The organism is Streptomyces sp. NPDC045778, from assembly GCF_056431945.1.
This window is the reverse complement of sequence record NZ_JBWKJZ010000066.1, coordinates 1-17,191: the sequence shown is the minus strand read 5'-3', so window position 1 is coordinate 17,191 and position 17,191 is coordinate 1. Positions and strand designations below refer to the sequence as shown.

Genomic DNA, 17,191 nt, shown 5'->3' with positions numbered 1-17,191 from the left:
GGTTGGCCCTAGAAGGGGGGGGAACGGTTGGGGGAACACGCGGAGGGTGAGGGGGGACGAAGGCCCCGGAACGCCCCCCCCCCCCCTGTTCCCCCCCCCCCCGGGCCCTTGGTTCTGTCCGGCACCCGGCAGCCCGTGTCACCTCGCGGCTCGGGCTGTCAGAGAGGTGTGCCGGGGTGACCCGGGGGAGGCGTGCCGGGGCTTCCCGGGAACGGTGTGCCGGGCCCTCCAGGGGCAGGCGTGCCGGGGTCGCCCGGACGGATGCGCCCGCGCCAGGCACCGCTCTCCCCGGTGTGCTCGACGTGATCCTTGAACCGGTGCAGATCACCCTTCACGCGTCGTTCGATCATCCCCAGCGCGTCCGCGCCCTTCTCCGCGACACCGGTGGGCTCGACGTCCATGACCAGCTCGACGCGGGTGTGCGTGTCGTCGAGTCGCCGGAAGCGCACGGACCCCTGCTGGTGGGTGTCGCCGCCGATCGTCCGCCAGGTGATCCGGTCGTCCGGCATCTGGTCGACGATCTCCGTGTCGAACTCGCGCCGCACACCGCCGATGCTCGTGGTCCAGTGGTTGTGCACGTCGTCGACCTGCCGCACCTCGTCGACGCCTTCCATGAACTTCGGGAAGTCCTCGAACTGCGTCCATTGGTTGTATGCCGTGTGGAGCGGGACCTGCACGTCCACCGTTTCCTTGATCGTGCTCATACTGTCCTCCTCTGTGAATCTACGGCGTTATCGGCGACTACTGTTTCGCCGGGTCATGCCAGGTGCTGAAGAATTCAACGGCCCGGTGTCATGTGCGGGCAGGCGCGGAAATGACGTACTGGCGTATCGGCGTGCGCCCCTGGAACGGGAAGCCCGGAGCGTGACCCCAGCGCGAACGTGAGCGCCGCGCCGGCCCGGGCGCCCCGGTGCGGGGCGCCGGAGCCGTGGCGTCCACCGCCGTCACCAGCGGTACCAGCGGCTCCTGCGTCCACCCGTGCCCGCGGGGCGGACGATGAAACCGAGCACCCACGCCAGCAGGACGAGGGCGGCCAGCAGCCAGAGGAATTTCACGGCGAAGCCCGCGCCGAACAGCACGACGGCGAGCAGAAGAACAAGCAACAAAGGCACCATGGTCCGTCACCTCCAGAACTGCGAGTTCCCCCGATCCCCGGCATGACACACAGGCCCGCGCGAGCCATTTCCCGATGTGCTCGCCACGACTCACGGGTTTACGGTGGGCAAGCCCGGTTAGGTGCCTCGACGCACCTGTTGTCGATATTCGGGAGTGAACACTGTGGCTGACGACGAGAAGGCCAAGGGCAAGGTCGAGCAGGCCAAGGGCAAGCTGAAGGAAGCGGCCGGCCGTACCGTGGGCAACGAGCGTCTGACGGCCGAGGGCCGCGCCGAGCAGGGCAAGGGGGACCTGCGGCAGGCCAAGGAGAAGGCCAAGGACGCCTTCCGCCGGTGAGACGCCGAGGCGCCGCGCGCCACCCGTGGGCCCGGTGCTCCGCCCCTCGGCGTCGAGTACCGGGCCCTCGGGCGTGCCTGCGTACGGCGTCCACGGCGTCCCAGGCGACCAGGCCGGCGCGACGGCCCAGGCGGTCGGCGGAACGCTTCAGGCAGCCGACGAAATGCCTCAGACGGCCGACATGCTTCACACAGCCAGCGACACGTCGCCCGCGCTGTCCACGGCCGGACCGGCTCCGGGCTCACCCGGCGGCCGGGACCCGGGAGCGGTCGAGGGCCGGGGCAGCGGGACCGGCGAATCGGCGGCGCCCTTCGGCCCCGCCCCGCCTGCCGGCCGCGCGAGCAGCGCGTCGGCGATGTCGAGCGCGTCATCGATCCTGGTCGCCCCGGTCATCACGCACAGCGTGTAGCTCACGTCCTCCAGGGCGCGGCGCGTCGCCTCGTTCGGCGGCGCCGCGATGCGCAGGTCGGCGTAGCGGGCGAGCAGGACTCTCAGTGCCTTGGGATCCGGCATCAACACGGTGTCCACCCCTTCTTCTGACATGCCCTGCGTCTGCCCTGTCGGCATCGCATGATGTGGCCTTTGAGCTATTTCACACGTTATGTCGCACTGGTCGGGGGAAGGCGTGCCAGAGGGAGGCGACCACCTGGTCGTCCCCAGTACCCATCGTTCCGGTATCGATGCCCGCGGCCCGCGCCGGAGGCGTCGGTGCCCGACTCTTGTGAGGAGCACACCATGGCTCGTACCACCACTCCGCGCTACACCGTTCCCGGCATCAGCGTCGAGGACGGCGGCAAGCTCATCACGGCGCTCAGCATGCGTCTGCACGCGCTGAACGACCTGCACCTCACCCTCAAGCACGTGCACTGGAACGTCGTCGGCCCGCACTTCATCGCCGTGCACGAGATGCTGGACCCGCAGGTCGACCGCGTCCGCGCCATGGCCGACGACGTCGCCGAGCGCATCTCGGCCCTCGGCGGCGTGCCGCACGGCACCCCGGGCGCCCTGGTCTCCGAGCGCACCTGGGACGACTACAGCATCGGCCGGGCCGACGCCATCGCCCACCTCGGCGCGCTCGACCTCGTCTACACCGGTGTGATCGAGGCCTACCGCGCCGCCATCGACGAGGTCGGCAAGCTCGACCCGGCCACCGAGGACATCCTCATCGAGCAGGTGCGGGACCTGGACCAGTTCCAGTGGTTCGTCCGGGCCCACCTGGAGAGCGCCCAGGGCACCCTCTCCACCGGTGGGAAGTCCACGGAGCGCGAGGCCGCGGCAGCGGCCCAGGACAGCTGACCGCACCACCATGAGTCACTGACCCACCACGACTCACCGACTCCACTCCACTCGACTCGCCGCACCACCAACCGCGAGGACGAGTACCAGCACATCAGCACCACCACGAGAGGAACCGCCGTGCGTGTCGCCTTTCTCACCGCGCCCGAGGGCGTGGAGCAGATCGAACTGACCGAGCCGTGGCGAGCCGTCGAGGCCGCCGGGGCAGAGCCCGTCCTGCTGTCGACCGAGCCGGGCCGCGTCCAGGGGTTCGACCACCTCGACAAGGCCGACTCCTTCCCGGTCGACCAGGTCGTGGCCGAGGCGTCCGCGGCCGACTTCGAGGCCCTGGTCCTGCCCGGCGGCGTCGCCAACCCCGACGCCCTGCGCCTGGACGAGAAGGCGGTCGGGTTCATCAAGGACTTCTTCACCGCGGGCAAGCCGGTCGCGGCCATCTGCCACGCCCCGTGGACGCTCGTCGAGGCGGACGTGGTGCGCGGCCGCACCCTCACCTCCTGGCCCAGCCTGCGCACCGACATCCGCAACGCGGGCGGCCAGTGGGTCGACGAGGAGGTCAAGGTGTGCACCGGGGGCACCAACGTCCTCGTCACCAGCCGCAAGCCGGACGACCTGCCGGCCTTCTGCCGCGCCCTGACCGACGCCCTGGGCAAGACCGACGGCACGCCCGGGTGAGCACCCGCCCGGTCACCGCGCTGGACCGGTCACCCGCGCTAGACCGGCCGCCCGGGCACGACCGGCCACGCGCGCCTCGGGGGCGCTGCGCCGCGACGACCTCGTCCGCCGAGGCCGTCGCGGCGCGGCGCCCCCGAGTGCCACGGGCCGCGCCCGCCCCACCGGGGGGCCGCCGCGCGCCTCAGCGTGACGACTTGCAGTACTCCGCGTCGATGATCTTGGGCATGTGCGTGCCGTCCCAGTCGGCGTTGTAGTTGTAGGCGAGCTGGTGGCGGCCGTCCGCCGTGGACATCGCCATGGAGAGCCAGCCGATCATGCCCCCGCCGTGGCCCCAGAGCGTCGTGCCGCAGCTCGTCTTGAAGCGCGCGATGCCGAGCCCGTACCCCGCGTACAACGATCCGGAGACGGCGACGGTGGTCTTCATCGCCTTCAGCTGCCGCTGCGGCAGGAGCTTGCCGCGCAGCAGCGCGCGGTAGAAGCGGTTCAGGTCGCCCGCGGTGGAGATGATGTCGCCGTCGGCCCAGCCCTGCGAGCCGTTCATCTCGGTGATGTCGTCGATCCGGTCGGGCGCCGACCTGAACAGCTTGGAGTAGCCGCGGCTGCTGGGCCGGGGCAGGTGGACGCTGTTGCCGGGGTTCGAGGTGTGCTTCAGGCGCAGCGGCTTGATGATGCGGTCGCGGACCTCCCTCTCGTACGTCCTCCCGGTGACCTTCTCCATGATCATCCCGGTCAGGACGTAGTTGGTGTTGGAGTACGAGTGTTTGGCGCCCGGTGTGAACAGGGGCTCGTGGGACAGGGCCACACGTACGTGCTTCCTGGGCGGCAGGGTGTCGTAGCGGTGGGTGAGATAGCCGTCGCCCTCCATGTACGTCCTGCTGTACTCGGGGTCGTCCAGGTAGTCGAACAGACCGCTGGTGTGGTTGAGCAGCTGTCGCAGCTTGATCTTGCGGCCGTCGTTGCCGTTGCCGCGCACGAGGCCGGGCAGATGGTCCTCCACGGTGTCGTCGAGGCTGAGTCTCCCCTCGGCCTCCAGCTGGAGCATGACCGTCGCCACGAACGTCTTGGTGATGCTGCCGACGCGGAACTTGTCGTTCTTGCCGCGCGGCTCGCCCGACTTCAGATCGCCCACGCCCGACGCCGCCTTCCAGACGCCCTTGCCGTCGCGCGCCTGGGCCGTGATGCCGGGGATGCCCGCCTTCACGGCCGCGTCCATCGCGCGCTGTGTGGCCCGGTGCCCGGCCGACGGCGCCTCCGCGCCCGCCTGGGCGGGCGCCGTGAAGGCGGTGGCCGCCATCGCGGCCGCCGCGACCCCCACCACGCCGGCCCTCGTGCTCTTCCGTAACGCCATGTCCGTACTCCTCACAGTCGGTCGTACGCCTGCGGCCCGGGAGGCAACTGCGGTGTGTCGCCGACCGCGTTGCGGAAGGGCCGCTTGTGTACCGAGACTGCGGACCGTGCCCGTGGGGTTGAGCGGAATCCGGTGAACGCTGCGCCGGGCGGCGGCCGCCGCCTACCGGACGGGCCGCGGCAGTACATGGAGGCCGAGCCCGCTCGTCCCCGGCGCCTCGACGCCCTCCAGCAGCCGCATGTCGTGGTCGTAGTCGCCGCCGACCAGGGTCCGGAAGGGGACCGGCTCGTCCGTGAAGAGACCGTCGAGACGCCGGGCGTACGCCTGCCGCGCGGCGGCGAACTCGTCGTCGGACAGGGCGTTCGAGCCGAACACCGCGAACGGGTCGAGCGGTTCGACGCCGGTGAACCACAACAGGCCGTGCTGCAACGGGTGGAGGACGTCGTCGAGGCTGCCGTGGATGCCCCGGTCGGAGAACGACGTCTCCCGGGCCCCGGCCGTCACCGACAGCAGGGCGCGCCGACCCGCGAGCGGGCCCCTGCTGTAGGGCGGCGCCACCTTCGGGCCGTAGGCGAACCCGGCGGTGAACACCCGGTCGATCCAGCCCTTCAGGATCGCGGGCGCCGAGAACCACCACACCGGGAACTGCAGGATCACCGCGTCCGACCACAGCAGCTTCTCCTGCTCCGCGGTGACGTCCGCGGACAGACGGCCCGCCAGCGTGGCGCGCTCGGAGGCGTCCATGACGTGGAGGCGCTCGTCCGGCCCGTGCTCGGGGAAGTCGTCGGCGTCGGCCGTCGCCTTCCACTTCATCGCGTACAGGTCGGACACCCGCACCTCGTGGCCCGCGGCCCGCAGGTGCTCGACCGCGAAGGAGGCGAGCGAGGCGGTGAGGGACCGGGAATCCGGGTGGGCGCTGACGACGAGGATCTTCTTCGGCTGCTGCGGGGTGATCGCGTTCATGTCCCTACGTTCGTACGGACCGTCGCGGGCAGCCAGCACCCTGTTCAACCGGTGGATCGCCGATCCTGGTACTGGCAGGGCCACGCATACTGGAGCGCATGAACGGCGTGAACCACAGAGAGCGCGTGAGCGACACTGGCACCGGCGGCGACCAGACGGAGAGGGTCGGCGATCCCGGGCGGGCCCTCGGCGGCTTCCTGCGCGCCCGGCGAGGGCGCGTCGCCCCGGAGCACGTCGGGCTCACCGGTGGACGGCGCCGCCGCGTGCGCGGCCTGCGCCGTGAGGAACTGGCCCAGCTCGCGGGCATCAGTGTGGACTACTACGTCCGTCTCGAACAGGGCCGCGCCACCCAGCCGTCGCCCGAGGTGCTCGACGCGCTCGCCCGTGCCCTCGGGCTCGACGCGGCCGAGCGCACGCACCTCGTCACCCTGGCCGACGCGCGGCGCGGGCCCGCGCCCGACATCCGGGCCAGCCCCCTGCTGCGCGGCATGCTGGACTCCCTCGCGCACTTCCCGGCCTTCGCGACCAACCCCCGCCTGGACGTGGTCGCGTGGAACGCCCTCGGCGCCGAACTGCTCGGCGGCCTCGCCGAGCCCGGCCGCCGCGACCCCAACAACGCCCGGTTCCTCTTCCTCGACCCCGCGTCCCGGGACGTCTTCCCCGACTGGGAGCCGCGGGCCGCGGAAGCCGTGGGCCAGCTGCGCGTCGCCGCCGGGCGCTACCCCGACGACGCGGAACTCGCCGTGCTCATCGCCGAACTGACCGCCCGCAGCGACGACTTCGCGCGCATCTGGGACAGCGGCGAGGTCGTCATGTGCGAGGCGGGCCGCAAGCGCCTGCGGCACCCGGTGGCCGGGACGCTCACGCTGGACTTCGAGCCGCTGCACGTCCAAGCGGCTCCCGAGGTCACGGGCATGGTGGTGCACGTGTTCAGCGCGGGCGACGACCGCGAGGCCGCGGCCACCCTGGGCCGGCTCGGGGACTACGTGGCGAGCCGGGCCAGGTAGGCCTTCGCGCCGGACGGGTCCATCAGCCAGTCCCGGTACGTGAGCGGATCGGCGTAGCCGTTGGCGAAGCGGTGGGCGGCGTCCGGGTGGTCGAAGGCGGCCTCGAAGGCCCGCCACACGTGCTCCGGCTGCGGCTCGCGCAGCATCACGTCGGTGAAGGCGTGCGCGTGCCGGGCGCCCTCCCAGTACGCGGCGAAGGTCTCCCGCATCCACGCCTCGTCGAACGGCTCACCGGCCCGCTCCACGATGGCGGCCAGGTAATGGGAGGCCGCCCGCGCCGCGTTGTTGGAGCCCTGCCCGGTGATGGGGTCGTGCACGGCGATCGCGTCCGCCATGCCGAGCACGCGCAGGTCATCGCCGACGCGCGCCACCGGATGCCGGACCACCGGCGTGACCGCGCCGTACAGGGCGGCGCCCGGGTCGGTCGGCTCGGCCCCGCGGAACCGCGTGTGCTCCCAGGGCGCGTACGTCCGCAGCAGGCCGAGCGCCCGCCGCAGCCCTTCGGCGGGCTCCGGCCGGTCGCCCCAGCAGTCGTAGGCGCCGCCCCACCTGCCCTCGAACAGCAGGATGTCGCAGGGCCCGCCGACCGTGAGCGCCCGCAGCATGATCACGTCGCCGGTCGCCGGCACCCCCGTGTTGCGTACGTACGCCGCCGCCGGGTCGGAGGCGTCGTGGCTGCCGCCGCTCACGTAGAAGCAGGCGAGGGAGCGCTGCGGGCGGTCGAAGACGGACCGGGCGTCGTCGCGGCCGAAGAGCGCGGACAGCTCGCTCCGGCCGGTGGCGAGCACGGTCAGCTCGTGCGCGGCGGCGAGCGCGGCCACCTCGGCCGGGCCGGCGGAGCGGTACTCGACGCGCCCGCCCCGCTCCTCGAACAGCTCCAGCCAGGCCGCGAGCTTCACCCGCTGGTCCACGGAACGCACCTCGTCGTCGAAGGCCGCGGTGAACCGCCGTACCGGCGTGTCCGGTTGGCCTTCCGGGTCCCAGTTGCTCAGCTCGAAGCCGGGCATCACCGGCGCGGTGTCGTCCCAGAGCGCGAGGCCCGCCGCCCGCTCGATGGACAGGGTGGGCCCGAACATGAGCTGGGTCGAGGTGACACGGCCGCCGCGCACCTCCTCCGGCCGCCGCTCGGCGACGAGCGTGACGTCGTACCCGGCCCCGAGGAGGCCGAGCCCGAGCTGGAGCCCGGCCTGTCCCGCTCCCACGATCGCGATCCTGCGCACCCGTTCCTCCTGCCCTCCGGCCTGATCGGCCCGACACGGCTCAGACGTACCCGCGGGAGCATCCGCGAAAGCCAGGCGCGGGTGCGCCGACACCGAGATCCGCGAGGGCGAGTCCGGGTCACCCACGGGGGGTGAGGCGGTCCTCCAGCGTCCGGGGCAACGGGTAGGCGCGCTCTGCCGGGAACAGCCGCTGGGCCTTGGCGGCGTGCCCGGTCTGGACGAGGGCAGCGGCCTTGCGGACCTGAGGGGTGAGGTCGGTGAGCCCGACGATCCACTCGTCGGTGAACGTACGGATCAGTTGGCGGCCGATGCCCACCTGAATGCTGTAGTGGTTCAGCGCCGCCCCGCGCGGGGAGCGCTCCGGGTCCCACTGGACGTGCACCTCCGCCCGGGCCACGGCGGCCGGGTCCGCGGTCGTCAGGACGGCCCGTGACAGGGCCTCCTCCCAGCCCTCACGGCTCATCCGCACGGCCAGGACGCGCTCCTGACCGGACTTGCGGGCCCAGTTGCTGCGGTGCATCAGCCACAGGAACGAGGGCTTGATCCACGTCATCCGGTGGAACGAGAACGGCGCGACGAAGCGGCCCGCCCGCAGCGCCGCGTCCGCGATGGCCGGCGCGTACGCCTGGTAGACCACGATCGTGCGGGCGTCGTAGTCGGCACGGATCCGATGAAGGGATGACATGCGCCGCAACCCTGCCAGCCGCTCTCCCCGCGCGGCGAGTCATTTTCGACCGCGCGGGCGGTCACGGCGCCACGCCTACGACACGGGACTGGTGAGCCCCTCCGGCACAGCGGTCCGCGGCGCGGCGGACGGAGGGGGCGTGAACCGCGAGACGCGGTGGCCGACCGGGACCGGCGTGCGGGGGACGGAGCGGCGGCTGGGGTCCGGGGTGCCCACGTAGAGCCAGCCGATGATCCGTTCGTGCGGCGCGAGGCGCAGCAGGAGGCGGGGCTCGGTCGAGTCGACCGACGCACCGGTGCGCCACATGCTGCCGAACCCGCGGTCGTGGAGCAGGAGCATCAGCGAGTTGACCATCGCGCTGCTCGCGGCCAGCTGCTCCCAGTCCGGTACGCGGTGGTTGCGCCGGGGGACGAGGACCAGGGTCGCGAGGAGCGGGGCGCGCAGGGGTTTGCGCGCCTCGCGTCGGACCGCTTCCGCGTCGGCGGCCCCGGACGCGAAGGCCTCGCCCAGGGCCGCCCGGCTGTCGCCGCGCACGAGGATCCACCGCCAGGGGCGGAGGTGGCCGTGATCGGGCGCGGTCGCGGCCCAGCCGAGCAGATCGACGAATTCCTCGTCGCTCGGGGCCGGGTCGATCAGGCGGTGCTGACTGCGGCGCGTGCGTATCGCGGCTTCCAACTCCATCAGCGACGGCTCCTCATCGTGGTTCTACGTCCCTTCGTCGGTACGAGCCCCTGCGGCGCGGTGGCGCCGGCCGTACGGGCCCCCCTGCCGGGGCGGTGGCTCAGGCGCAGCGCGGCGGCAGCCAGAACGACCGCACCCTCCGTACCGCCGCCAGCCGGTCCCTGGCCATGCTGATCGCCGCGGCGGCGGTGCTGATCCGCAGGTGCTGGGACCGGGCGAAGATCTCGCCGAGCCGCTCGGGGATGAGGCCGGCGCGCTGCCTGACCCGGTTCATGTCGTGGCCCGCGGGATGCAGTTCGTCGACCACCTGGATGAGCCCGAGCGCGTTGATGACGAAGTCCGGCGCGTACAGGATGCCGCGGGCCGCGAGCCGGTCCGCGACCGAGGGCGCGGCGAGCTGGTTGTTGGCCCCGCCCGCCACGACCTTGCAGCGGAGCCGGTCCACGAGGTCGGCGTCGATGACGTTGCCGATCGCGTTCGGGCTGAGGACGTCCACGTCGAGCAGGTAGAGCTTCTCCCTGCTGACGACCTCCGCCCCGCACGCGCGGGCCACCCGCTCGGCCTTCTCCTGGTCGATGTCGGCCACCGTCAGGCGCGCGCCGCCCTCCGCGAGGAGCGTCGCGAGCCGGGCGCCGACCTTGCCGACGCCGTCGACGGCGATGTGGCGTCCTTCCAGGCTGTCGTCGCTGTCGTTGTTCAGGTGCCGCAGACACGCCCGGATGCCGAGGCTCACCCCGTACGCGGTCATCGCGCCCGATTCGCCGGAGCCGCCCTCCTCGACGTCGAGGCCGCGGATCGACCGGGACTCCTTCCGCATGACCCGGAGGTCGGCGGTGGTGATGCCCATGTCGCAGGCGGCGATGAACCGGCCGGAAAGACTCTCCACAGCCTGCCCGAACGCCCGTAGGAGCGTCTCCGACTTCTCCACGCCCGCGCCGCCGAAGATGACCGCCTTTCCCCCTCCGATGTCGAGTCCCGCGCAGGCCGCTTTGTACGTCATGGCGCGGGAGAGACGCAACGCGTCACTGATCGCCTGGTCGTCGTCCCGGTACGGAAGAAAGCGGACGCCGCCGAGCGCGGGGCCCAGCAGTGTCGAATGAATGGCGATGACGCACCGGAGCCCGCCAGGGCCCGAGCTGAACAGCACCTGCTCGTGACCGTCGATTTCGTCGAACACACTCATGACCCACCCCTGAATCCCGTCCGGTGACGGACGGACCGGCGGCCACGCCGTCAAGCGTGCACCGCCGGCCCGTCCGGCACGGAATTATTCGGCCGGCTGCAACCCGGACGAGAGCAGTGCCGCGTCCAGGACGTCCCACAGCGCGCACAGTGATTCCAGGAAGTCCTCCACGCCCTGGGCTATTTGGTCGCTGTTCGAGGCGTCCATGACGGACGAAACGGCCTGGATCACATTCGCCTCGTGCTGTTGCTCGGCACCGGAGTCGCCCCAGTGCTCCGCCATGTAGTGCATTTCCGGCTCTTCGAGGTCGGTCTTGTAGTGGCCGGAGTCGATGAGGGCGCGCTTCTCGCCGGGGATCAGGGACTGGTTGGAGATGATCTCGAGCGCGAGCGCCGTGCCCAGGTTGCGGACGGTGGTGTCGGCGTCGCTGGAGAAGCGGCGCTCGAACACCTTGATGGCGGCCGTCGCCTGCGCGGTCAGGCCGGTCTCGTGGTCGTAACCGGGCAGTGTGGCGAGCAGCCGGTCCGACGACGCCTTCAGCCAGGCCTCGACCCGCTCGGTGTCGTACACGTCGTCGAAGACCGGTGAGCCGGTGCGGTTGACGATGTGGCCTGCCATCGTCGCGAGTTCGGGGCCGTGTCCGGACTCGCTGTCGACGATCTCCTCGATGAGGACGGCCTGCTCGTCCCAGCCGATGCCGCGCAGGGCGGTGGGGAAGTCACCGCCGGGGCGGGTGGAGGCGCAGAACGACTGCACCTGGTGGAAGAGCGCGCCCGAGACCTCGGCGGTCGGGGGCCGCGCGGCCCAGTGGTCGTAGAGGGGGTGGTGGAACACGCGGTGCGTCTTGATCCGGTCGATCAGCGTGTCGGTCGTCGTCATCGATTCCTACTCCGGTGAGGTGGATGGTTCCCCGGGGGAAGCGGGGCGCGCCGGGAGAGCGGGCCGACGCCGCTCAGGCGAATTGCAGCTGCGAGGGGTCGATCTTGGGGACGGAGAAGCCGATCTTCTCGATGTGCTGCGCGATCGAGGCCTTGTACAGCTCGCGCAGCTCGCCGTTGTCGTGCTTGCGCAGGCCCCATTTGACGGCGAGGCGGCCGCGCCGGGAGTCGGGCCGTCCGAACATGTCGAGCGCCATCGGGTAGAACTTGTCCAGCGCCTGCTGTGCCCGGTCGCGGGACTGCCCGCCCGCGTCGTACGCCTCCTGCATCAGGCGCTTGCCGTAACCGAAGTGCCGGGCCTCCTCCTTGAGGATGGCGTCGGCCTCGACGCGCAGCGGCCCGTAGGTGCTCGTGGTCATTTCCTTGATCTGGAAGTGCCCTTCGAGTTCACAGAGGAAGCTGAACGCGGCCCGCTCCTCCCAGACGGTGACCTGTGTGGTCATGCTCTCGGCCGGGAAATAGCGCCGGTCCGCCACGGCCTGGTTCACCATGTGCGAGGTGTCGACGCCGAGCGGGGTGAGCAGTTTGGCGAAGCGGCGGAAATGGTCCACCTCTTCCATGCCGAACTTGAGGCACACATAGCGTTCGTCGGCATTGGGCGCGAGCGGGTAGAACGAATCGACGTACGTGTCGCCCGCGCTCAGCTCGCCCTCTCCATTGGCGAGCATCTGGTGTGTCAGTACCTCACGGTATTCCTCGGGGAGTTCACCGACACTCTCCAGGTTTACAGTCTCCGAAAAGACGTCTCCCATACGAATCTCCTCCGGGTAGCCGAGAAATGGAGACTATCCGGCCGACTCGCGAGGTCGACAGGCCACGTTGGGGCCATATCGCTGGGACCCGATGGAGGTATTCCAGTGACTCTTTGGTGGTACTCCCCGGGGGGGCTTTCCGGGCCCGGCTCCGCTCCGATGCGGAGCGCCCGGGCCTCAGGCTCCGCCGCGCCGGGGCGGCCGGATGTAGGTGAGGGTGTGGTGGGAGACGACCTTGCCGGCGGTGTCGGTCGTCTCGGCCGTGCCGTAGACGATCAGACGGCCGGGCCTGATGATGGTGGACTCGCAGCTCAGGTCGGTGCGGGCCGGGCCGAGGAAGCTCGTCGTCATCTGCTGGGTGACGGACGGGTCGTCCTCACCGAACAGCGACATGATCGCGATCCAGCAGGTCACGTCGGCGAGGGTCATGGCGCAGCCGCCCTGGAGGACGCCGCCGGGCCGGAAGAGTTCGGGGCGCTGGGGCAGCGAGACCCTGGCGTGCCCCTTGGTGACGGCTTCCACCTTGAAACCCCACCAGGGGCCGAACGGGCTGTTATCGAGGACAGCTTGGGCCGCGTCGACATCCATCATCGAAGGAACATAGCATCGTTCGGTATGTCGCCGCGCCGATCCAACGCCGAGCGGACCGAGGCCACCCGGTCCCAACTCGTCCGCACGGCACGCCAGTTGTTCAGTGAGCGCGGGTACGCCGCCACGACCATCGCGGAGATCGCGCGGAGCGCCGGGCTCACGACCGGTGCGCTCTACCACCACTGGGCCGGCAAGGAGGCGCTGCTGGTGGACGTCGTGCACGACATCAACCGGGAGCTGGCCGTACGGATCCGGTCCGGTGAGGCGGCCCGCGGCGGTGAGGGCGGGCCCGTCCCGCTCCTTCTGCGGTCAGGCCTGGAATTCCTCGGGTTCTGCGCCGATCCCGCCGTGGCCCGGCTGCTGCTGCTCGACGCGCCCGCGGTGCTCGGCTACGAGCGGTGGCGTCGGATCGACGAGCAGTGGTGGCTGTCGTCGACGGTCCGCCTGGTGGAGCTGGCTCGCCCCGCGCCCGGCGGAACCGGCTCCGGCGAGGCGGGTCCTGGCAAGGCGGGTCCTGGCGAGGCGGGCCCCGGGGTCGTCGGGTCCCGACAGCTCGCGCTCGCGCTGCTCGGCGCCCTGACGTATCTCGGTCACGAGGTCGCGATGGAGGGCGCCGAGACGGTGGTCAGCGCGGGGCGGACCTATGAAGTGCTGCTCAGATCGCTCCTTTGCTGATGCGGACGCTGACGCGAAGCGGTACGGCCGTGGGCCGTCACATCCAGCGGGCCGAGGCGGGATACGAGAAGTGCGGCCTCCACCCGGCTGGAGGCCGATAACTTTCCCATCGCGCGATGGACGTGTTTCTTCACCGTGTTCTCGGCGATATGCAGGGCGGAGCCGATCTGTTTGTTCGTCATGCCGCCCGCCAGCAGGCGCAGTACGTCGCTCTCCCGTGAGGTGAGGGTCGACATCGCGCCCGATGGCGCCGGCGTGGGGCAGCCGTCGCTGATATCGCGGATCCGGTCGCGTGGAAAGAGATAGGCGGCGCAGCCGCGGTCGACCAGGGCGATCACGCTGGCGAATTCCTCCTGCAAAATCTCAAGGGCCATGAATCCGGCGACCTTGGCCCGTAACGCGTCCTGGACGGTGACGGCGGAGTCATGGCACCACAGGACGATGATCGAGACGTGGGCGCCGATGAGCTGGGCGAGGCGGCGGAGGCTGTCCCCCGAGAGTTTGCGGAGATTGAGCAGGACGATGTCGGGGTCCAGGCAGTCGGCCGCGGTCAGGACTCCGGCCACGTCCTGGGCCACGCCGACCACGTCGAGTCCGGGTGCTTCCCTGCTCATCGCCACGAGACCGGACCGGGTCACGACACGGTCATCGGCGATCAACAGTCGTATCTGAGCCATGTGCGGCGTCCTTTTCCCCCGTATGGCCGCCTGGGGCCTCTGTGGAGGCCGGGCGTCAGATGCGGCCACAAGATCGAATGAGGTCAGATGGTGCCGATCCGTCCATGGGCCGCAATGACCGTTGTCTTCGGTGAGAAAGTCGGCAATGCGGGCCATTTCTCTGAACCGTCGGCATAGCGCAGTTCTTCGCGACATCGGGCGATCGGTGCTGAACCGGTGGGGAGCAAATGCGAAGCGCCACAGTGAAGGTCCGCGTGCGGGTTGTCCGCCTCGGGCTCTTCGCTGATCTGAGGTTTTGTGCCGGTATCCCGCCCTGCGGGCCGCTCCGGCTTCACCATGGCCGACGGGGAAAATCGGCCATGCGCGTGAGTGCCGCCGTCGCGCCCGAGATGCCACTCCTCGGCCGGACGTCGGACTCATGGCGAGCGTACAACAGCGTCACCTCCGTGGGGAGATAAGAAGGAGATATTCCGGATTTGGCTCTTGCGGGTGGCGCCCCACTCGAATCGGTCATTCCCCCGTTCCGTCGGATTCCGGTGAAGCGCCGTACGTCCGTCGCGCGCGGCCCTACCGTGTAGTCCCCTCGCCGGTGGCGCGCCGGGGTGCCGGGGCGGTGCGGAAGGGGCTGGACCGTGCGCGACCAGGAAATCTCTCCGAGGTCCACGAGGCCGCGGCTCCGCGCGGTGGCCGTGGCGGTCGCGGTCGGCCTGCTGGTGGGCGGCGCCGGGGGACTGGGCGCGCATCAGCTGTGGCCCGGTGACGGTTCCGGCGGCGGCCGGGCCGAGCCTTCGGCCGCCGCCACGCCCGGTTCCCGGGCCGAGCCGATCCGCGCGGCGATGGTGGCCGAGAGCCGGGTGGGCGTCGACGTCGTCGCCCGCCGGGGCGGCGACCCCGACTTCTTCACCGGCCAGGCCCGCCTCGACCTGCGCGACGGCGCCACCGCGCGGGCCGCGACCCACGTCCTGTACGACATGGGCGAAGGCCATGCCTGGTACCCGCCGGAGATCGTGCTGATCGGCAACCGCGCGGTCATCACCCCCGCCCGGGAGATGACAGGGCCCGAGTACGGCCCGCAGGGCTCGTACCGCACCGAGCCCGACGCGACCGCTGCGGCGGCGGACGACGTCGCGGTGCGCAACGCCCTGGAGGCCCGGTGGCTGGCCCAGCCCGCGCATCTAGCGGCGCTCGTCGACGGCGCCACCGCGCTGAGCACCGAGCGGTCGCGCGGCGTCCGCACCCTCACCGGCAGCACCCCGTTGCGTACCCTCGCCGCGGACCCGGCCTGCGGCCCTCTCTACCGTCCCTACGCGGCCGACCGCCCCGACGGCGCCGTCCGCTTCACGCTCGTCGTGACCGCCCGCGAGCTGCCCGAGTCGCTGAGGACCGCGGTGCCCTCGGGGTCCGGCGCGGACGACTTCCGTGTGGAGTACCGGGACTGGGGGAAGGGCGACGCGATCACCGCGCGCCCGGGCCCCACGCCGGCACCCCAGTGGACCACCGCCGACTGAGCCCCCAGGGCGCGCGTTCGGAGCGCGCGCCGACCGGCACCGCCCTGCCCTAGAGTCGCCGGATGCGACGAAGGACAGGGGTGGCGGCGGTCGCCGGGGCAGCGGCCCTGGCCTGGGGCGAGTGGATGAACTGGCGTTGGTCCCGCGCTCTCGTGGGGAGCGCCCCTGGCGATGTCGAGGCCGTGGTCGTCCTGGGATTCCGGAACTCCCGGGCGACAGCCAACGTCATCAACCGCTGGCGCGTTCGCGCCGGCGTTCGCTCTGCCATCACTGACGATGCGCGGGACTCTCGCGTGATCTTCAGCGGTGGCGCGACGACCGGTGGTGCCGCGGAGGCGCAGCTGATGGCCGACTACGCGAAGTCGGTGCTCGGCTTCGACGGCACGGTGATCCTTGAAGACGAGAGCGGCACGACGTGGGAGAACATCACGAACGTGATCCCGCTGCTGGAAGACGTCGACCGCATCAAGATCGTGTCCCAGCCCGCGCACGCGCTCAAGGCCCGCGCGTACTTACGGCGGCAGCGCCCCGATCTCGCCAAGAGGCTGGTGCGCGCGGAGGACTACCGTCCCGGCGAGTGGGTGGTCGTCAAACCGCTGTTGGCCCTGTACGGGCTCTGGTCACTCCGCGGCCTCGGCGCCGACGAACGCCATTCAACGGGCCCCCTCAGCCTTGAACGTGCCCAGGCGCTCCCGGGTGGTGACGCGGCCGTCGCACACGGCTGAATCCCTACCTTTTCCAGTGCCCGCCGACGGTGCAGGGTGGTCTCCGGCACCTGTCATCACCAGTTGACCTTACTTTGATCACATGTACTTCACATCGTGCGGCGAGGCCTCCGTGCGCTGAGCCTCCGTGTGGGCGCGTTCGCCACCCCCCCCGGCCGAACGCGCCCCACGGACCCGCAACTCGTCCCCGAACGAGTGAGGTTGCGCGCGACAAACGGTGCGTTCCGGTATGCCTGGCGGCGGCAATACCGCTCCCCACCCCTCTGAAAGGCCAGTCATGCGCGTCCGCCTCGCCCTCGGTGCCGCCGCGAACACCCTGCTCATCGCGGGCCTCGCCGCCGCCACGCCCGCCCACGCGGGCCGGTTCGACGACCTGACCGTCAACGGCACCGGCACGGTCGCCGCCGACGGCACCATCACGCTCTCCGGGACGTACCGCTGCCTGTCCGACGGCACCCCCGGCCCGGTGTTCGTCAGCAGCACCCTCGTCCAGGGCAACCAGTCCACCGGCATCGGCGGCACCGCCGCGGTCTGCGACGGCCAGGTCCGCGAGTGGACCAACACCAGCAAGGGCACCGGTTCCCACTTCGAGCGTGGTGAGGCCACCGTGCGGGCCCACCTGATGAAGCTGTCCACGAAGAGCGGCCTGCCCATGCCGCAGCCGCTCGCCCACGAGGAGGAACAGGTCGAGCTGAGCTAGTCCGGGGCCGGGCAACCAGTGCTGTGGCGGGGGGGGGGGGGGGGGGGGGGGGGGGGGGGGGGGGGGGGGGGGGGGGGGGGGGGGGGGGGGGGGGGGGGGGGGGGGGGGGGGGGGGGGG

At 71.3% G+C, this 17,191-nt stretch carries 20 protein-coding genes and 1 pseudogene; 8 read left to right on the top strand and 13 right to left on the bottom strand.

Translation table 11 applies throughout. From position 1 onward, the window contains the following. Nucleotides 1–245: 245 nt before the first annotated feature. A pseudogene (locus AC07GB_RS39420) lies at nt 246–704 on the bottom strand (SRPBCC family protein); the annotation flags it as partial. 240 nt (nt 705–944) lie between these two features. Then, entirely contained in the window at nt 945–1,115 is a 171-nt protein-coding gene (locus AC07GB_RS39415; protein WP_478854348.1) for a hydrophobic protein, read from the bottom strand. A 163-nt stretch (nt 1,116–1,278) separates the two neighbouring features. Here AC07GB_RS39415 and AC07GB_RS39410 point away from each other — a divergent pair, with 163 nt between their 5' ends. Further along, entirely contained in the window at nt 1,279–1,452 is a 174-nt protein-coding gene (locus tag AC07GB_RS39410; protein WP_478854346.1) for a CsbD family protein, read from the top strand. Between the two features lie 186 nt (nt 1,453–1,638). Here AC07GB_RS39410 and AC07GB_RS39405 read toward each other — a convergent pair whose 3' ends face one another. Beyond that, entirely contained in the window at nt 1,639–1,995 is a 357-nt protein-coding gene (locus AC07GB_RS39405) for a DUF5133 domain-containing protein (protein ID WP_478854344.1), read from the bottom strand. 192 nt (nt 1,996–2,187) lie between these two features. Here AC07GB_RS39405 and AC07GB_RS39400 point away from each other — a divergent pair, with 192 nt between their 5' ends. Both AC07GB_RS39400 and AC07GB_RS39395 read left to right on the top strand, forming a co-directional pair. Continuing rightward, on the top strand, nt 2,188–2,748 hold the full coding sequence (locus tag AC07GB_RS39400) for a Dps family protein (protein ID WP_478854342.1): 561 nt from the start codon (nt 2,188–2,190) through the stop codon (nt 2,746–2,748). A gap of 120 nt (nt 2,749–2,868) precedes the next feature. Then, on the top strand, nt 2,869–3,420 hold the full coding sequence (locus AC07GB_RS39395) for a type 1 glutamine amidotransferase domain-containing protein (RefSeq protein WP_478854340.1): 552 nt from the start codon (nt 2,869–2,871) through the stop codon (nt 3,418–3,420). 181 nt (nt 3,421–3,601) lie between these two features. On the opposite strand, the gene AC07GB_RS39390 is transcribed toward AC07GB_RS39395, so the two are convergent. Next, nucleotides 3,602–4,768, bottom strand: a complete 1,167-nt coding sequence (locus AC07GB_RS39390; protein ID WP_478854338.1) for a serine hydrolase domain-containing protein — start codon at nt 4,766–4,768, stop codon at nt 3,602–3,604. 162 nt (nt 4,769–4,930) lie between these two features. Then, entirely contained in the window at nt 4,931–5,731 is an 801-nt protein-coding gene (locus AC07GB_RS39385; RefSeq protein WP_478854336.1) for an NAD(P)H-dependent oxidoreductase, read from the bottom strand. Nucleotides 5,732–5,856: 125 nt separating this feature from the next. On the opposite strand from AC07GB_RS39385, the gene AC07GB_RS39380 reads away from it, so the two are divergent. Further along, complete coding sequence (locus AC07GB_RS39380) at nt 5,857–6,738, top strand: helix-turn-helix domain-containing protein (protein ID WP_478854334.1); 882 nt, start codon at nt 5,857–5,859, stop codon at nt 6,736–6,738. On the opposite strand, the gene AC07GB_RS39375 is transcribed toward AC07GB_RS39380, so the two are convergent. The 7 genes from AC07GB_RS39375 to AC07GB_RS39345 form a co-directional block, all read right to left on the bottom strand. Beyond that, nucleotides 6,714–7,958, bottom strand: a complete 1,245-nt coding sequence (locus tag AC07GB_RS39375) for a styrene monooxygenase/indole monooxygenase family protein (protein ID WP_478854331.1) — start codon at nt 7,956–7,958, stop codon at nt 6,714–6,716. The two genes, AC07GB_RS39380 and AC07GB_RS39375, sit on opposite strands and share 25 nt — an antisense overlap. A gap of 118 nt (nt 7,959–8,076) precedes the next feature. Then, nucleotides 8,077–8,643, bottom strand: coding sequence for a DUF4291 domain-containing protein (locus AC07GB_RS39370; RefSeq protein WP_478854329.1), 567 nt, complete (start codon nt 8,641–8,643; stop codon nt 8,077–8,079). 75 nt (nt 8,644–8,718) lie between these two features. Beyond that, nucleotides 8,719–9,324: a nitroreductase family protein gene (locus tag AC07GB_RS39365; RefSeq protein WP_478854327.1), complete on the bottom strand. Its 606-nt coding sequence runs from the start codon at nt 9,322–9,324 to the stop codon at nt 8,719–8,721. Between the two features lie 100 nt (nt 9,325–9,424). After that, complete coding sequence (locus tag AC07GB_RS39360) at nt 9,425–10,507, bottom strand: Glu/Leu/Phe/Val family dehydrogenase (protein WP_478854325.1); 1,083 nt, start codon at nt 10,505–10,507, stop codon at nt 9,425–9,427. An 84-nt stretch (nt 10,508–10,591) separates the two neighbouring features. Further along, nucleotides 10,592–11,386, bottom strand: a complete 795-nt coding sequence (locus tag AC07GB_RS39355; RefSeq protein WP_478854323.1) for a hypothetical protein — start codon at nt 11,384–11,386, stop codon at nt 10,592–10,594. 73 nt (nt 11,387–11,459) lie between these two features. Beyond that, on the bottom strand, nt 11,460–12,197 hold the full coding sequence (locus AC07GB_RS39350; RefSeq protein WP_478854321.1) for a Phenylacetic acid catabolic protein: 738 nt from the start codon (nt 12,195–12,197) through the stop codon (nt 11,460–11,462). Between the two features lie 177 nt (nt 12,198–12,374). Next, a complete protein-coding gene (locus AC07GB_RS39345) occupies nt 12,375–12,788 on the bottom strand; it encodes a PaaI family thioesterase (RefSeq protein WP_478854320.1) in 414 nt (137 codons plus the stop codon). A 24-nt stretch (nt 12,789–12,812) separates the two neighbouring features. Here AC07GB_RS39345 and AC07GB_RS39340 point away from each other — a divergent pair, with 24 nt between their 5' ends. Then, nucleotides 12,813–13,463, top strand: a complete 651-nt coding sequence (locus tag AC07GB_RS39340) for a TetR/AcrR family transcriptional regulator (protein ID WP_478854318.1) — start codon at nt 12,813–12,815, stop codon at nt 13,461–13,463. Here the strand turns inward: AC07GB_RS39340 and AC07GB_RS39335 are convergent. Beyond that, on the bottom strand, nt 13,430–14,140 hold the full coding sequence (locus AC07GB_RS39335) for a LuxR C-terminal-related transcriptional regulator (RefSeq protein WP_478854316.1): 711 nt from the start codon (nt 14,138–14,140) through the stop codon (nt 13,430–13,432). The two genes, AC07GB_RS39340 and AC07GB_RS39335, sit on opposite strands and share 34 nt — an antisense overlap. 632 nt (nt 14,141–14,772) lie before the next feature. Between AC07GB_RS39335 and AC07GB_RS39330 the strand changes: the two genes are divergently transcribed. The 3 genes from AC07GB_RS39330 to AC07GB_RS39320 all read left to right on the top strand — a co-directional run bounded on the left by AC07GB_RS39330 (nt 14,773) and on the right by AC07GB_RS39320 (nt 17,073). Next, entirely contained in the window at nt 14,773–15,648 is an 876-nt protein-coding gene (locus tag AC07GB_RS39330; protein ID WP_478854314.1) for a hypothetical protein, read from the top strand. A 62-nt stretch (nt 15,649–15,710) separates the two neighbouring features. Continuing rightward, a complete protein-coding gene (locus AC07GB_RS39325) occupies nt 15,711–16,373 on the top strand; it encodes a YdcF family protein (RefSeq protein WP_478854312.1) in 663 nt (220 codons plus the stop codon). A 277-nt stretch (nt 16,374–16,650) separates the two neighbouring features. After that, complete coding sequence (locus tag AC07GB_RS39320) at nt 16,651–17,073, top strand: DUF6299 family protein (RefSeq protein ID WP_478854311.1); 423 nt, start codon at nt 16,651–16,653, stop codon at nt 17,071–17,073. Nucleotides 17,074–17,191 lie beyond the last annotated feature (118 nt).

Coding starts and splice junctions, on each gene's coding strand:
- AC07GB_RS39415 (WP_478854348.1), bottom strand. CDS start 1,115: ATGGTGCCTTTGTTGCTTGTTCTTCTGCTCGCCGTCGTGCTGTTCGGC.
- AC07GB_RS39405 (WP_478854344.1), bottom strand. CDS start 1,995: ATGTCAGAAGAAGGGGTGGACACCGTGTTGATGCCGGATCCCAAGGCA.
- AC07GB_RS39400 (WP_478854342.1), top strand. CDS start 2,188: ATGGCTCGTACCACCACTCCGCGCTACACCGTTCCCGGCATCAGCGTC.
- AC07GB_RS39390 (WP_478854338.1), bottom strand. CDS start 4,768: ATGGCGTTACGGAAGAGCACGAGGGCCGGCGTGGTGGGGGTCGCGGCG.
- AC07GB_RS39385 (WP_478854336.1), bottom strand. CDS start 5,731: ATGAACGCGATCACCCCGCAGCAGCCGAAGAAGATCCTCGTCGTCAGC.
- AC07GB_RS39370 (WP_478854329.1), bottom strand. CDS start 8,643: ATGTCATCCCTTCATCGGATCCGTGCCGACTACGACGCCCGCACGATC.
- AC07GB_RS39365 (WP_478854327.1), bottom strand. CDS start 9,324: ATGGAGTTGGAAGCCGCGATACGCACGCGCCGCAGTCAGCACCGCCTG.
- AC07GB_RS39360 (WP_478854325.1), bottom strand. CDS start 10,507: ATGAGTGTGTTCGACGAAATCGACGGTCACGAGCAGGTGCTGTTCAGC.
- AC07GB_RS39355 (WP_478854323.1), bottom strand. CDS start 11,386: ATGACGACGACCGACACGCTGATCGACCGGATCAAGACGCACCGCGTG.
- AC07GB_RS39350 (WP_478854321.1), bottom strand. CDS start 12,197: ATGGGAGACGTCTTTTCGGAGACTGTAAACCTGGAGAGTGTCGGTGAA.
- AC07GB_RS39345 (WP_478854320.1), bottom strand. CDS start 12,788: ATGATGGATGTCGACGCGGCCCAAGCTGTCCTCGATAACAGCCCGTTC.
- AC07GB_RS39340 (WP_478854318.1), top strand. CDS start 12,813: ATGTCGCCGCGCCGATCCAACGCCGAGCGGACCGAGGCCACCCGGTCC.
- AC07GB_RS39335 (WP_478854316.1), bottom strand. CDS start 14,140: ATGGCTCAGATACGACTGTTGATCGCCGATGACCGTGTCGTGACCCGG.
- AC07GB_RS39325 (WP_478854312.1), top strand. CDS start 15,711: ATGCGACGAAGGACAGGGGTGGCGGCGGTCGCCGGGGCAGCGGCCCTG.
- AC07GB_RS39320 (WP_478854311.1), top strand. CDS start 16,651: ATGCGCGTCCGCCTCGCCCTCGGTGCCGCCGCGAACACCCTGCTCATC.